At 61.0% G+C, this 14,081-nt stretch carries 13 protein-coding genes; 5 read left to right on the top strand and 8 right to left on the bottom strand.

Annotation, left to right across the window (positions count from 1 at the left end):
* Window positions 1-92: 92 nt before the first annotated feature.
* Window positions 93-1,985 (bottom strand): sigma-54-dependent Fis family transcriptional regulator, encoded by a 1,893-nt coding sequence (locus AC07UI_RS12530; protein WP_494992783.1) that lies wholly within the window; start codon window positions 1,983-1,985, stop codon window positions 93-95.
* Window positions 1,986-2,337: 352 nt separating this feature from the next.
* Between AC07UI_RS12530 and AC07UI_RS12535 the strand changes: the two genes are divergently transcribed.
* The 5 genes from AC07UI_RS12535 to AC07UI_RS12555 all read left to right on the top strand — a co-directional run bounded on the left by AC07UI_RS12535 (window position 2,338) and on the right by AC07UI_RS12555 (window position 7,711).
* Window positions 2,338-3,414 carry an ATP-NAD kinase family protein gene (locus AC07UI_RS12535; protein ID WP_494992784.1) on the top strand — a complete coding sequence of 359 codons (1,077 nt, stop codon included), beginning with the start codon at window positions 2,338-2,340 and terminating at the stop codon, window positions 3,412-3,414.
* 2 nt (window positions 3,415-3,416) lie between these two features.
* Window positions 3,417-4,394, top strand: a complete 978-nt coding sequence (locus AC07UI_RS12540; RefSeq protein ID WP_494992785.1) for a thiamine pyrophosphate-dependent dehydrogenase E1 component subunit alpha — start codon at window positions 3,417-3,419, stop codon at window positions 4,392-4,394.
* A gap of 33 nt (window positions 4,395-4,427) precedes the next feature.
* On the top strand, window positions 4,428-5,447 hold the full coding sequence (locus tag AC07UI_RS12545; RefSeq protein WP_494992786.1) for an alpha-ketoacid dehydrogenase subunit beta: 1,020 nt from the start codon (window positions 4,428-4,430) through the stop codon (window positions 5,445-5,447).
* On the top strand, window positions 5,444-6,556 hold the full coding sequence (locus AC07UI_RS12550) for an acetoin dehydrogenase dihydrolipoyllysine-residue acetyltransferase subunit (protein WP_494992787.1): 1,113 nt from the start codon (window positions 5,444-5,446) through the stop codon (window positions 6,554-6,556). The genes AC07UI_RS12545 and AC07UI_RS12550 overlap by 4 nt, the downstream gene beginning before the upstream one ends.
* Window positions 6,557-6,646: 90 nt before the next feature.
* Complete coding sequence (locus AC07UI_RS12555) at window positions 6,647-7,711, top strand: 2,3-butanediol dehydrogenase (protein WP_494993085.1); 1,065 nt, start codon at window positions 6,647-6,649, stop codon at window positions 7,709-7,711.
* A 78-nt stretch (window positions 7,712-7,789) separates the two neighbouring features.
* Here the strand turns inward: AC07UI_RS12555 and AC07UI_RS12560 are convergent, their stop codons facing one another.
* From AC07UI_RS12560 to AC07UI_RS12590, 7 genes are all read right to left on the bottom strand, one after another.
* Entirely contained in the window at window positions 7,790-8,506 is a 717-nt protein-coding gene (locus AC07UI_RS12560; protein ID WP_494992788.1) for a class I SAM-dependent methyltransferase, read from the bottom strand.
* Between the two features lie 155 nt (window positions 8,507-8,661).
* Window positions 8,662-9,450, bottom strand: coding sequence for an amino acid ABC transporter ATP-binding protein (locus AC07UI_RS12565; protein ID WP_494992789.1), 789 nt, complete (start codon window positions 9,448-9,450; stop codon window positions 8,662-8,664).
* A 17-nt stretch (window positions 9,451-9,467) separates the two neighbouring features.
* Entirely contained in the window at window positions 9,468-10,709 is a 1,242-nt protein-coding gene (locus AC07UI_RS12570; RefSeq protein WP_494992790.1) for an NAD(P)/FAD-dependent oxidoreductase, read from the bottom strand.
* Between the two features lie 49 nt (window positions 10,710-10,758).
* Window positions 10,759-11,469, bottom strand: a complete 711-nt coding sequence (locus AC07UI_RS12575) for an ABC transporter permease (protein WP_494992791.1) — start codon at window positions 11,467-11,469, stop codon at window positions 10,759-10,761.
* Window positions 11,466-12,185 carry an ABC transporter permease gene (locus tag AC07UI_RS12580; protein ID WP_494992792.1) on the bottom strand — a complete coding sequence of 240 codons (720 nt, stop codon included), beginning with the start codon at window positions 12,183-12,185 and terminating at the stop codon, window positions 11,466-11,468. Before AC07UI_RS12580 ends, AC07UI_RS12575 begins: the two co-directional genes overlap by 4 nt.
* 112 nt (window positions 12,186-12,297) lie before the next feature.
* Window positions 12,298-13,053 (bottom strand): transporter substrate-binding domain-containing protein, encoded by a 756-nt coding sequence (locus tag AC07UI_RS12585; RefSeq protein WP_494992793.1) that lies wholly within the window; start codon window positions 13,051-13,053, stop codon window positions 12,298-12,300.
* Between the two features lie 12 nt (window positions 13,054-13,065).
* Window positions 13,066-13,941: a MurR/RpiR family transcriptional regulator gene (locus tag AC07UI_RS12590; protein WP_494992794.1), complete on the bottom strand. Its 876-nt coding sequence runs from the start codon at window positions 13,939-13,941 to the stop codon at window positions 13,066-13,068.
* Between the last annotated feature and the right edge of the window lie 140 nt (window positions 13,942-14,081).

A 14,081-nucleotide genomic window follows, 5' to 3' on the forward strand; every position in this document is an offset into this window, starting at 1 on the left:
CAAGCTCCCCTCGATGTGTTACTGGAGGCTGCCGATCACCGCATTCGGGCGGTCACTCAGGTGATGGAGAGCCTGGCCATGGCCGGCGCGATTCAAGCCGGGCTTCTTCCGGGCATCTCTATCCGGTGCTGATGCACCCGTCGATAAAGCGTCGCACGGGAAATACCCAAAGCTTTTGCGGCGGCTATCGGTTTCCAGCGGTGACGGACCAATGCATCGAGCAGCGCCTGACGCTCTGGACAATCGGTGGTTTCGTTGCCGCCGGTCGAGGGCAGGGCGTCGAGCCCTGAACCCTGTAGTTGCCCCGGCAAATGACTCAGCTGGATGACGTGCGCCTCACACACGGCGCAGGCGTAGCGCAGGACATGGCGCAGCTCACGGACATTGCCCGGCCAGCGATAGCCGAGCAGGCACTCCAGCGCTGCGGTGCTGATTTTCACCGACACACCGCACAGCTCCGATTCCTCAGCGAGAACGCGGTTGATCAACGCCAAACGGTCACTGCGTTCGCGCAAGGGCGGCAACTGGAAGCGCGCTCCGCCGAGGCGAAAGTACAGATCTTCACGAAAATCTCCGCTCCTGACCAGTCCTTCCAGGTCACGGTGGGTCGCACAGATCACCTGAATATCCACGACCCTGGACCGAGAAGCGCCCAGTGGCGCTACTTCACCCTCCGCCAGGACCCGCAGTAACCGGGTCTGCAAAGCCAGCGGCATGTCACCAATTTCGTCGAGGAACAGCGTGCCGGTATCGGCCTGTTGCAGCAGGCCTTGCAGGCCTTTGCTCGATGCGCCGGTGAAGGCCCCGGCAACATAGCCGAACAGTTCACTCTCGATCAGGCTCTCCGGGATCGCTGCACAGTTCACCGCGATGAAAGGGCGCTCGCGTCGGCTGCTCGCCTGGTGCAGTTGACGGGCGAACACTTCCTTGCCGGATCCGGTTTCCCCCTGAATCAGCACCGGCAAGTTACGGTCCTTGACTCGTACCGCCAGGCGCAGGCTTTCGGCGATACGCGGGTCAAGTTCCGTGGCGGCGATTTCAACCCGCGAGGACCTTTTGGCAGGACGGCGAGGGGCGCTCAAGCGTGCATGCAGTTCACTCTGCCCGCCGTGATTGCGCAGCAGGCAAAGGGACTCGTCCGTCGCTCGATGCAGGATCTGCTGGTCGAATACCTGGCCGATATGCTCGGGGAGTTGACCGTAGCGCTGCAGCAAAAACTGGCGTGCTGCCGGGTTCAGCGCCTTGAGGCTGCCGTCCTCATCCCAGGCGAACAGGAAGTCGGGCTGGCTATCAACATAACCGGGGGTGCTGTGGGCACGCAGCACCCAGTAACCCTGGACGCTGTTCATGAAAAATGCGTGTTCGATTTCCCGGGCGCTCTGCACCACCATTTGCCGGATCAGGTGCTGGGAACGGCGGTCATCGGGGGACTGCACGGCCGACACATCGAGTACCCCGAGCAACTCGCCCTGTGGGTCGAAGACCGGCGCGGCAGAGCAGGTCAGACCGATGAACGCTGCGCGGAAATGATCACGTTTGTGGACCGTGACCGGCGCCTTGGCGGTGAGTACCGCAGCGACTCCGCAGGTGCCTTCTTCGCCTTCCGACCAGCAGGTGCCCAGATACAACCCGGCCTTGCGGCAGTCATTGCGAATTGCCGCCTCGACCCGATAGTCGATGGTCTGGCCCTGTGCGTCGGTAAGCAGCACGCAGTAGTCAGCGTCGCGTACCCGGCCATGGAGGCGGGCAACTTCTTCGCTGGCGATACGCAGGAACAGCTCGGAGCGCTCGCGGCATTCATTGAGCACGTTCTGCGAAAGAATACGCGGCCCCTGCAACGAGCCAGGGTCGAGATGGTGCTGCTCCATGGAGCGGCGCCAGGAATCGAGAATCAGGCTCGGTACCGGCACTTGCGGCAAGTGCGCGGCATTCTTCAGTACGCGACTGACGCAATCCACATGGGCCTTAGAGTGTGCGGAAAGCATAGGGCCTCCGTTTCCAGCTTTTTGTAGTTGTGCGGCCATTAAGCGCTGTTCATAGCCTTCAGACAAGCGACAGGACGCCGACCGATCGAGGTGAGACGCAACGTCTCAGCGTCTCGCTTTCCTTGCGCGCAACCTGACATGCCGCGTCTCAGAAACGGCGTGCCCCGGGTGCTCCCATATTCTTCATGAACCTCTCTAGTTCGGGCGTTTTCAGCGACTTACAGCGTTATGGCATCGGCCTTGCTCTAGCCCAGGCAACCATAACAATAACGAGAGGTTCCTTTATGTCCCACTGCCGATCCGTTTCCCTGGGCTGCTCCCGACCTGGCTGTTCGACTGTCCGGGTTACGCCATGAGCCGTGCGCCATTGACGGTGGGGATCATTGCCAATCCGGCGTCGGGTCGAGACCTGCGGCGGTTGACCGCCAATGCCGGGCTGTTTTCCAGCACCGACAAGGTCTCAGTGATTCAGCGTCTGCTGGCCGCATTCGGTGCTACTGGCGTCGAGCAGGTGCTGATCCCCACCGACATGACCGGCATCGCCGCGGCAGTGCTGAAGAACAGCCAGGGCCGACAGGCACGCGCCAGTCATTGGCCAGCTCTGGAATTTCTCGACATCACCCTGCGCCAGAGCGTCGAAGACACCCGCAAGGCGGCGCGTTTGATGGCCGAGCGCGGCGTGTCGCTGATTGCAGTCCTGGGCGGCGACGGTACCCACAAAGCGGTGGCGGCCGAGATTGGCGATATCCCGTTACTGACCCTGTCCACCGGCACTAACAACGCCTTTCCCGAATTGCGCGAAGCCACCAGTGCCGGACTGGCTGGCGGGCTTTTCGCCAGCGGGCGGATTCCTCCCGAGATTGCCCTGCGACGCAATAAACGCCTGTTAGTCCGCGAGCCCACCCGAGGTGTGTGCGAATGGGCATTGGTGGACGTTGCAGTGTCGTCGTTGCCGTTTATCGGCGCTCGGGCGATCAGCCGCGCAGCGGACCTGGCGGAGGTTTTCGTGACTTTCGCCGAGCCCCAGGCCATCGGGCTTTCGGCGCTGTGCGGCTTGTGGTTTCCGGTGTCCCGCCAGGCCCCGGGCGGAGCCTGGATGCGCCTTGATCCGCAATCTTGCGAGGCGCTGCTGGTACCGCTGGCGCCTGGTCTGTTGCAAGGCTGCGGGGTACTCGCCGCCGGCAGCCTGGAGCCGGGTGTCGCCCATTGCCTGTCGTTGCCCAGCGGCACCCTGGCCCTGGATGGCGAACGGGAAATCGAGTTCAACGCCCATGACCGGCCCACCGTCACCCTCGACGCCTGCGGCCCGCTGAGCATCGATGTAACCGCCGCACTGGCCTACGCGGCGCGACGCCGACTGCTGTCCATCGGCCGTGAACACCCGCAACACCCCATGAATCTTTCGACTCGAGACAACCCTGGAGAATAAAAATGTCGACACACCTGTCCGCTGATCAATTGCTGCATGCCTACAAGGTGATGCGCACCATCCGTGCTTTCGAAGAGCGCCTGCACGTGGAGTTCGCCACCGGCGAGATTCCCGGTTTTGTCCACCTCTACGCTGGCGAAGAAGCCTCCGCTGCCGGGGTCATGGCCCATCTTGGCGATGACGATTGCATCGCCTCCAACCACCGTGGCCACGGTCATTGCATCGCCAAAGGCGTCGATGTGGACGGGATGATGGCCGAGATCTACGGCAAGAAAACCGGGGTCTGCCAGGGCAAGGGCGGCTCCATGCATATTGCCGATTTCGAGAAAGGCATGCTCGGCGCCAACGGTATCGTTGGTGCCGGAGCACCCCTGGTAGTCGGCGCGGCGCTGGCGGCCAGACTCAAGGGCACCGACAGCGTGGCGGTGGTGTTTTTCGGTGACGGCGGCTCTAACGAAGGCGCGGTGTTCGAAGCGATGAACATGGCTTCGGTGTGGAATCTGCCGTGCCTGTTCATTGCCGAGAACAACGGTTATGCCGAGGCCACGGCGTCCAACTGGTCAGTGGCCTGCGATCACATTGCCGACCGTGCCGCCGGGTTTGGCATGCCTGGGGTCACGGTGGACGGTTTCGACTTCTTCGCCGTTCAAGAAGCCGCCGGCGCCGCCGTCGAACGTGCCCGCGCCGGCGAGGGTCCGTCGCTGATCGAGGTCAAATTGACTCGCTACTACGGCCACTTCGAGGGCGATGCCCAGACCTATCGGGCCCCTGACGAAGTGAAGCATTTTCGCGAGCATAACGACTGCCTGATGCAATTTCGCGAGCGCACCACTCGGGCCGGGCTGGTCGATGCCAGCCAACTGGACCAGATCGACGATGAGGTCGAGCGGCTGATCGAAAACGCGGTGCGCAAGGCCAAATCCGATCCCAAACCGACGGCGGCCGACCTGCTCACCGACGTTTACGTCTCCTATCCCTGAACGCCCCCAATAACAAGAATCGAGACCTTCATCATGGCGAGAAAAATCAGCTATCAACAGGCAATCAATGAAGCCCTGGCCCAGGAAATGCGCCGCGACCCCAGTGTATTCATCATGGGCGAGGACGTGGCGGGTGGCGCCGGTGCCCCCGGTGAAAACGACGCCTGGGGTGGTGTGCTGGGGGTCACCAAAGGGCTTTACCACCAATTTCCCGGACGGGTACTGGACACTCCCTTGTCCGAACTGGGCTATGTCGGTGCTGCTGTCGGCGCTGCGACCTGCGGTGTGCGGCCGGTATGCGAGTTAATGTTCGTCGACTTTGCCGGCTGTTGCCTGGACCAGATCCTCAATCAGGCGGCGAAATTCCGCTATATGTTCGGCGGCAAGGCCTCTACGCCGCTGGTCATCCGCACTATGGTCGGCGCCGGCCTGCGGGCGGCCGCTCAGCACTCGCAAATGCTCACCTCTCTGTGGACCCACATCCCCGGCTTGAAAGTGGTCTGCCCGTCGTCGCCCTATGACGCCAAAGGTTTGTTGATCCAGGCGATTCGCGACAACGATCCGGTGATTTTCTGTGAGCACAAGATGCTCTACAGCATGCAAGGCGAGGTCCCGGAAGAGCTCTATGCGATTCCTTTTGGCGAGGCCAACGTCCTTCGCGATGGCAAGGACGTAACCCTGGTTTCCTACGGCCGCACGGTTAATCTGGCGATGGACGCGGCCCGCAGTCTGGCGGGGCGCGGTATCGACTGCGAGGTGATCGACCTGCGCACCACCAGCCCGCTGGATGAGGACAGCATCCTTGAAAGCGTGGAAAAGACCGGACGCCTGGTGGTGATCGACGAAGCCAACCCGCGCTGTTCGATGGCCACCGACATTTGCGCACTGGTGGCGCAAAAAGCCTTTTCGGCCTTGCGGGCACCGACCGAAATGGTCACCGCGCCGCATACTCCGGTGCCGTTCTCCGACGCCCTGGAGGACCTGTACATCCCTGACGCGGCGAAGATCGAAGCCGCGGTGCTCAAGCTCATCGAGTGGAGGACGCGCCCATGAGCCAGATCCACACCCTGACCATGCCCAAGTGGGGGCTGTCGATGACTGAAGGGCGGGTCGACGTCTGGCTCAAGGAGCAGGGCGATGCCATCGTCAAGGGCGATGAAGTGCTCGATGTGGAAACCGATAAAATTTCCAGCAGTGTCGAAGCGCCGTTTTCCGGGGTATTGCGACGCACCATTGCGCGTCAGGACGAAACCCTGTCGGTCGGTGCCTTGCTCGGCATCATCGTCGAGGGAGAAGCCAGTGAGGAAGAAATCGACGCGGTGGTCGAGCAGTTCCAGGCCAGCTTCGTGCCGGGAGATGCTGGTGATGAAGACAGCGGGCCAGCACCGCAAAAGATCGAGCTGGACGGGCGCATCATTCGCTATTTCGAGCGCGGAGACGGCGGCACGCCGCTGCTATTGATACATGGCTTGGGCGGTGATCTGAACAACTGGATGTTCAACCACGAAGCGCTGGCCGCAGGGAGACGGGCGATCGCACTGGATCTGCCGGGCCACGGCGAGTCGGGCAAGACGCTATTGCGCGGTGACCTTGATGAATTGAGTGAGGTGGTACTGGCGTTACTTGATCATCTGGACATTGAGGCGGTGCATCTGGTCGGGCATTCCATGGGCGGGGCGGTGTCCTTGAACACCGCGCGGCTTGCACCACAGCGGGTGCGCTCGCTGACCCTGATCGGCAGCGCTGGTCTGGGGGCGCAGATCAATGGCGATTACCTGCAAGGCTTTATTGACGCGACCAACCGCAACGCGCTCAAGCCACAACTGGTGCAATTGTTCTCCAATGCAGAATTGGTGAACCGTCAGATGCTCGAAGACATGCTCAAGTACAAGCGACTGGAAGGTGTCGATAGCGCCTTGCGCCAGCTGGCCTCGACGCTGTTCGCCGCAGGGCAACAGCAGGTCGACCTGCGTGCAGTGGTGCAAGACGGACCGCAACCGGTGCTGCTGATCTGGGGCAGCGATGACGCGATCATTCCGGTTGCGCACACCGAGGGTTTGTCAGCGCAGGTCCAATTGCTCCCGGGCCAGGCGCACATGGTGCAAATGGAAGCGGCGGAGCAGGTCAACCGGCTGATTCTCGACTTTGTGCAACAACACTGACGGCGTCCCCGGCTGCCTTCGCGGCAGTCGGGACTGAGCGATTTCAAGGAGAAACGATCCATGAGTCTTTTAAGCAAGCAAACCCGCAGCATGCGCGCAGCCGTCTGGCATGGCCGCAACGATATCCGCGTGGAAGACGTGCCGCTGCCCATCGCGCCACCTGCCGGCTGGGTGCAGATCCGCGTGAAGTGGTGCGGCATCTGCGGCTCCGACCTGCATGAATACGTTGCAGGGCCGGTGTTCATCCCGGTAGACGCGCCGCATCCGCTGACCGGGATCAAGGGCCAATGCATTCTCGGCCATGAGTTCTGCGGTGAGATTGTCGGGATGGGTGCCGATGTAAGCGGCTTCACGGTCGGCGAGCAAGTGGCCGCCGATGCCTGTCAGCATTGCGGCACCTGCTACTACTGCACCCACGGGCTGTACAACATTTGCGAGAACCTGGCCTTCACCGGGTTGATGAACAACGGTGCCTTCGCCGAACTGGTCAACGTCCCGGCCAACCTGCTGTACAAACTGCCGGCCAACTTTCCCGCCGAAGCCGGCGCGCTGATCGAGCCGCTGGCGGTAGGCATGCATGCGGTGAAAAAAGCCGGCAGCCTGTTGGGGCAGAACGTGGTGGTGGTCGGCGCCGGGACCATCGGCCTGTGCACCATCATGTGCGCCAAAGCGGCCGGAGCCGCCCAGGTCATCGCCCTGGAAATGTCCAGTGCGCGAAAGGCCAAGGCAGTGGAAGTCGGCGCCAGCCACGTGCTGGACCCCAACCAATGCGACGCACTGGCCGAAGTTCGCCGACTGACCGGTGGCCTGGGCGCGGACGTCAGCTTCGAATGTATCGGGAACAAACACACGGCCAAACTGGCCATCGATCTGATCCGCAAGGCAGGCAAATGTGTGCTGGTGGGCATCTTCGAAGAGCCGAGCGAGTTCAACTTCTTCGAGCTGGTAGCCACCGAGAAACAGGTGTTGGGGGCCTTGGCCTACAACGGCGAATTTGCCGATGTGATCGCTTTTATTGCCGATGGCCGGCTGGATATCACGCCACTGGTGACCGGGCGAATCAACCTGGAACAGATCGTCAGTCAGGGCTTTGAAGAACTGGTCAACAACAAGGAGCACAACGTAAAGATCATCGTGTCGCCGAATACACTCTGATCGGTTTGAAACGCTGGAAGCGTCGATGGCCTATGCGGGCCATCGCACGTTCTTCTCACAGAGGGGCAATGGGACTGTTCAGCCCTCTTTGCAGGTTATCCAGGCGCCCCAGAACAGGCTGCTGAAAAATCGTGTAGCGGTGCCAAAACCTGCATCGTTGAGCAATTGCTGTATCGCGGCTTCGGAATGTGGAGGATCGGCACCCTGAAGGATTTTACCGAGCCTGGCTTGCACGTCTTCAGCACTGGCTCCCTGCTGACGCCAGCGTTCGCCCCAAGCGGCAAGTAACAGCGGCTGGCTGGAGTAGGCGTAATGATTGCCGGCCAGGATCAGAGGAGCACCCGGTTTGAGGTGCCTGGCAATCGATTCAAGAATGTCCTGTTTGGCTTCATCGCCCGGCAGGTGGTGTAAAACACCAATCAGCGTGGCAGCGTCGTACAACTCTCCTGGCGGAAGGTCATCGACCGTACCCAGATGAATCTCGGTGCGATCCAGTAAATCCCGTGCCTTTAATTGAGCGACTGCCAGCTCAAGCATCGGTGATGAGGGGTCTACAGCCGTAAATGACCAGAGCGGTTCTAACGATGCTGCCGTAAGGATCTCTTGTGCTGTACCGCCTGCACCGGCAACCAGAATCCGGGCTTTGCGCCCCGAACCAATACTTGCCGCGAGCATACAGGCAACCAACTCATGGCACGCCTCATAGCCTGCCAGGGCGATACGGCTCTGCCGGGCATATTCGCCTGCGCGTGAGGCGTCGAACTTTTGAACGGCGTCGGGATTTGAGTCCTGCATCAGATGTCCTCCTTGGTCAATTCGCTGCCACGTTAGCGCCAGCAATTGAATAAAGGAAATTCATGTTTCGACTGGATTGCATTCCTGTCAGGAATCTTACGCCGTCGAATCAGTAGAGATTCGGACTGATAAAGGGGGCCGATCCCGGCCCCGTCTCAATGCACAATCTGCGCAAGAAACGCTTTGGCCCGTGCGCTCTTCGGCGCGCCAAAGAAGTCATTCGGCGGTGCATCCTCGATGATTTTTCCGCCGTCCAGAAACAGCACCCTTTCAGCTACTTGCCGGGCGAAGCCCATTTCGTGGGTGACGCAGAGCATGGTCATGCCGCTGCCGGCGAGTTTGACCATGACGTCGAGGACTTCACTGACCATTTCCGGGTCCAGCGCTGAGGTCGGCTCGTCGAACAGCATGATTTTCGGTTCCATGCACAGCGCCCGGGCGATGGCCACGCGCTGTTGCTGGCCTCCGGAGAGTTGGCTGGGGTATTTGTCGGCCTGGTTTTCGATGCCGACTTTGTTGAGGTAGTTGCGCGCCAGTTCTTCGGCTGTTTTACGCGACAGGCTGCGTACCGACATCGGCGCCAGGGTGCAGTTGTCGAGGACGCTCATGTGCGGGAACAGGTTGAAGTGCTGGAACACCATGCCTACTTCGCTGCGCACTTTGGCGGCTTGGCGGGTGTTCTGCGACAGGTCGGTGTCGTCGATCAGGATGCTGCCTTTTTCGGCGATTTCCAGACGGTTGATGCAGCGGATCAAGGTCGACTTGCCGGAGCCGGACGGTCCGCAGAGGACGATGCGTTCGCCTTCGCGGACTTTCAAATCGATACCGTGCAGCACATGGAAGGCGCCGTAGAACTTGTCCAGCCCGCTGATATCGACCACTACTTTGCGGGTATCGGGGGCAGCGAACACAGGGGGTTGCAGCAGGGCAGTACTGGTTTGCATGCTCAGGTCTCCAGCAATCAATGGAAGCGATCGGCGCTGTAGGGCGCCGGGTCGGTAAACGGCATGCTGCCGGTCATCATTTCAGCCAGCAGGCGACCGCTGACCGGACCCAGGGTCAGGCCGTGGTGAGCGTGGCCGAAGTTGAACCACAGCCCCGGGTGGCGACTGGCCGGGCCAATCACCGGGCACATGTCCGGCAGGCACGGCCGGCGACCGAGCCAGGGTAGGGCATCGAGGCGTTCGCCCAGCGGGTAGAAGTGCCGGGCATGCTCTTCGCAGCGGCGCAGCTGGATTTCATTGATCGGGGCATCGCTGTCGGCGAACTCGATGCCGGTGGTCAAACGAATGCCGCGCATCATCGGCGCCAGCACGTAGCCGCCCACCGGATCGAGAATAGGGTGATGCAAATGTGTGCCGGGCTTGGCCGCGTAGTGCATGTGGTAGCCGCGCTTGATCGCCAATGGAATGCGATAACCCAGAGGTTCGAAAAGATTTCGGGCCTGGGGGCCGAGGGCGATCACTGCCTCGTTGCCGGTGATCAGGCCCTCGTCGCTTTGCACCTGCCATTGGCCGTTGTTTTGGCGCAGGGTCAGGGCGTCGCCAAGGACGAAGGTTCCACCGCGTTTTTTGAACAGCTCGGCGTAACCCCGGGTCAGGCCGCCCGGATCGCTGACGGTCTTGGGGTCCAGCCAGTGCAGGCCCCCGATAATGTCGGCATGCAGCCCGGATTCGCGCTGGTGGATCTGCTGTTGGTCGAGGACCACATAGTTCAACCCGTACTCGCTCAGATCCAAGGCATCCTGTTGGGCCTTTTCGAATGCGGCCGGATCACGAAAGGCTTCGATCCAGCCGTCGCCTTGAATCAGTCCGGTCATGCCTGCCGGTTCCGCCAGCAGGTCATGTTCGCTGACGCAGCGCTCCACCAGCGGCAGCATGGCGCGGGTGGCCGCGGCCAGTCCTTTGGGGCCAGAATGGCGCCAGTACTGCAGCAACCATGGGCCGGCCTTGGGCAGATGGCGCAGGCTGTAGCGCACGTCGGACTGTTGGTTGAGACCGTAGCGCAGCAACTTCGAGAACTGGCGCGGGAACGCGTAGGGGATCACGCTGGCGCGCTCGATCAACCCGGCGTTGCCGTGGCTGGTGCCGTTGCCCGGTTGCTGGCGGTCGAGCAGCAGCACTTTGCGGCCGCGAGCCTGCAAATGTAACGCCGTGCTGACGCCGACAATCCCGGCGCCAAGAACAATGGTTTCGCAATGCATGGATAGATCCTTGGTACACGGGCAGCGATGGCCGCCCGGGAAAGTCGGTTCAGTTCAAATGACGGCCCAGGCGGCCTTCGATCAGTTTCAGGCTGCGTCGCACCACTTCAACGATCAGCAGATAAAGCACCGCGGCCCACAGGTAGATCTGGAAATCGAAGCTGCGGGAGAAGGCCAGCTTGGTCACACCCATCAGGTCGTAGATGGTCACCAGCGAGGCAATGGCGCTGGCCTTGATCATCAGGATCAGCTCGTTACCCAGCGGCCCGATGGCCACCAGCAACGACTGCGGCAGGATGACTTTGCGAAAGGTCGTCCAGCGCGACAGGCTCAAGGCTTTCGAGGCTTCGCGCTGGCCCTGGGCGACCGCCAGGAGGCTGCCACGCAGAATTTCGGCCTGATAGGCCGCAGTGTTCAGCGTGAACGCCAGCAATGTGCAGAACCAGGCATCACGGAAGAACCACCACAGACCGACGTCCTGCCAGAAACTTTTGAACGAACCCAGGCCGTAATACAGCATGAACAGCTGCGCCAGAAGCGGCGAGCCACGGAAGAAGTACACGTAGGCGCCGGTAAAGCTGCGCACAAAACGGTTGCTCGATAGCCGGCCCAGGGCGATCAGCAGGCCGAGCAGGGCGCCCAGCGTGAAGGAAATCGCTACCAGTTTGCCGGTCACCAGCAACCCGTCGATAAAGCGCGCCCCATAGCGCTCGATCAGTTCGGGGCTGAGGAACAGGTTCAGCACATCATCGAAGCTCATGGCCGGGCACTCCGTTGATGGCGGCTGAAGTACTGCTCGAGAAAGTGGAACAAGCGACCGGACAGTGCCGAGAAAAACAGATAACCGAAGCAGGCCACGGCGTAGAAAAACATCGGCTCCTTGGTCACGCTGACGGCCAGGTTGGTCTGACGCATCAGGTCTACCAGTGAAATGGTCGATACCAGCGAGGTGTCCTTGAGCAGTGATAGCCAGTTATTCGACAGACCCGGCAGGGCGATGCGCGCCAGTTGCGGGAGCACGACTTTGCGAAAGGTGGTGCGCTTGGACAGCCCCAGTGCCGCGGCCGCTTCGAACTGCCCCTTGGGCACGGTCTTGAAGGCACCGAGCCAGATCTGGCTGGAAAATGCGGCGAACACCAGGCTGAAGGCGATCATCGCGGCAACGAAGGTGTTGATCGTCACTTCGGTCTGATAGCCCATTGCGGCGAGAATCTTCTGCGCGGCGATCTGGCAACCGTAATAAATGATCAGCAGCGTCAGCAGCTCGGGTAGCCCACGGAATACGGTTGAAAACGCTGTGGCCCAGACCCGCAGCCAGCGTCGTCTGGAGCGCGCCGCCAGCGCCACACCCAGGCCCAGCGGCAAGCCGATCGGCACACAGCTGAGGGCCAGGGCGATGGTCACCACAGCACCGGCCAACAAGGCCGAACCCCAACCGCCGCTGGCAAAAGATAACAGTGACAGATGTTCGAACATGCCCGAACCCTCTCGCGAAATTAAGCCTGCACGCCGCCGACGCGCTCACACGGAGCGCGGGGCAGGGGTGCCGGAGAAGAAGGTCCAGAGCCAGTGCCCTGGACCTGAGGGATCAATAGATATCGAAGGCGAAGTAGCGGCTGGAGATCTTTTTATAGGTGCCGTCAGCGACGATCTCATCCAGCGCCTTGTTGAAGCGCTCACGCAGGGCATCGTCACCCTGGCGCACCGCGATGGAGGCGTCGGCGGTGGTGCCGTTGACGTCACCAATGATCTTGCAGCAGTCCTTGCCGGTACTTTGAGCCCAGGCCACCAACGGAAACTTGTCGGCAATCACCCCGTCAATTCGACCGGAGACAAGATCACTGTTGGCTTCGTCCAACGTCGGATAGAACTTCACATCGGCACCGGCCGGGCCGTAATGCTCTTCGGCGTAGATCGCCTGGGTCGAGGAGGACTGGGCACCGACCGACCGGCCTTTGAAGTTGGTCTGGGCATCAGTGATGTTCGAGTCCTTGGCCACGGCTATCGACAGCGGCGTACGGTAGTAGTGATTGGTGAAAGCGATCTTCTTTTTGCGCTCATCGGTGGCAATCATCGAGGCGACTACTGCGTCGTATTTCCTGGCCATCAGTGCCGGGATGATGCCTTCCCAGTCCTGAGCGACGATCGTGCATTCGACTTTCATTCGCTCGCACAGGACGTTGGCGATGTCGACGTCAAAGCCGTGGAGTTTGTTGTCCGAGTCAACGTAGTTGAACGGCGGGTAGGCACCTTCGGTGGCGATTTTCAGCACTTCAGCCTGGGCGCCCGATACACCGGCGATGACCATTGCACACGCACTTGCAAAGCGAATGACGTTTTTCATCTAACACCTCGATTATTGTTTTGGTCCTGGTGAGGATGTGTATCCAACAAACTCGTTATGTAAGGCAGCGGTTGCTTCAAGACGTCTTTCGACTTCGGGGCCCAACTGCTTGCACACCTCGTTGACCAACAGGTGCACCAGCGACAGCATCGACGCCGTGGACTCCCAGAACAGATTGAACTCGGTGGGTACGCGGAACACTTCGTCGGCGTTTTGCTCGGCCCAGTCGCAGAAAGTGTCGGTGACCAGGGTGACCGCAATCCCGGCTTCACGGGCCTTGCGGCACAGGTTCAGGGCGTGACGGGAATAACGCCGGGCTTCGAACACCACCAGCGCGCACTCCTCAGGGTTACTGAGCAGCACGTCGGCGAAATGCCCGGCGGCGCCGTCCACCAGTTGCACGCCGTCGCGCAGGTACTGCAGCAGATGGACCATGGACGCGGCGATGCCGCGTTCGGTCTGGAATCCGGCAACAAATACCTTGCGCCGAGTGGCCAGGCGCTGGCTGACGGTTTGCCAGGCCGGGGTCAGGCTGTATTCGTAGACTTTCATCAGCGCGCCGACTTCCAGTTCGAAGCTGCGCGGCAAGCCTTCAGGGCTCTGGCTGGACTGCTGACGGAACTCCTGCAAACGGTCACCCACCAGCCACGGACCTTCGCCCAGGTCGACTTTCAGGTCGTTTTTCAGGTCTTTGAAATGGCTGTAACCGATGGAGCGGCAGAAGCGCCCGACGGTGGATTCGCTGACGCCCAGCCTGGCGGCGATATCGGCCGAGGTCTGGAACGGTAACTCATAGAGGTTGGCCAGCATGTAATTGGCGATCGCCCGGCCCGAGGCGGAGGCGGTCGACAGGCTACTTTCAAGACGTTGTTTGATGGGCTGGCTCAAGGCTGTTTCCTGTTGTTATTCAGCGCTTGGAGCAGAAGGTGAATGTTTTCTGTCATTAAGTCAATATTTGACAGAAAACTGGCATTGGTGATGGCTTCCGTAGCAGCTGCCGAAGGCTGCGTCCGGCTGCGAAGCAGTCG

Source organism: Pseudomonas sp. GW821-FHT04C07, from assembly GCF_059420325.1.

Coding starts and splice junctions, on each gene's coding strand:
- AC07UI_RS12530 (WP_494992783.1), bottom strand. CDS start 1,985: ATGCTTTCCGCACACTCTAAGGCCCATGTGGATTGCGTCAGTCGCGTA.
- AC07UI_RS12535 (WP_494992784.1), top strand. CDS start 2,338: ATGAGCCGTGCGCCATTGACGGTGGGGATCATTGCCAATCCGGCGTCG.
- AC07UI_RS12540 (WP_494992785.1), top strand. CDS start 3,417: ATGTCGACACACCTGTCCGCTGATCAATTGCTGCATGCCTACAAGGTG.
- AC07UI_RS12545 (WP_494992786.1), top strand. CDS start 4,428: ATGGCGAGAAAAATCAGCTATCAACAGGCAATCAATGAAGCCCTGGCC.
- AC07UI_RS12550 (WP_494992787.1), top strand. CDS start 5,444: ATGAGCCAGATCCACACCCTGACCATGCCCAAGTGGGGGCTGTCGATG.
- AC07UI_RS12555 (WP_494993085.1), top strand. CDS start 6,647: ATGCGCGCAGCCGTCTGGCATGGCCGCAACGATATCCGCGTGGAAGAC.
- AC07UI_RS12560 (WP_494992788.1), bottom strand. CDS start 8,506: ATGCAGGACTCAAATCCCGACGCCGTTCAAAAGTTCGACGCCTCACGC.
- AC07UI_RS12565 (WP_494992789.1), bottom strand. CDS start 9,450: ATGCAAACCAGTACTGCCCTGCTGCAACCCCCTGTGTTCGCTGCCCCC.
- AC07UI_RS12570 (WP_494992790.1), bottom strand. CDS start 10,709: ATGCATTGCGAAACCATTGTTCTTGGCGCCGGGATTGTCGGCGTCAGC.
- AC07UI_RS12575 (WP_494992791.1), bottom strand. CDS start 11,469: ATGAGCTTCGATGATGTGCTGAACCTGTTCCTCAGCCCCGAACTGATC.
- AC07UI_RS12580 (WP_494992792.1), bottom strand. CDS start 12,185: ATGTTCGAACATCTGTCACTGTTATCTTTTGCCAGCGGCGGTTGGGGT.
- AC07UI_RS12585 (WP_494992793.1), bottom strand. CDS start 13,053: ATGAAAAACGTCATTCGCTTTGCAAGTGCGTGTGCAATGGTCATCGCC.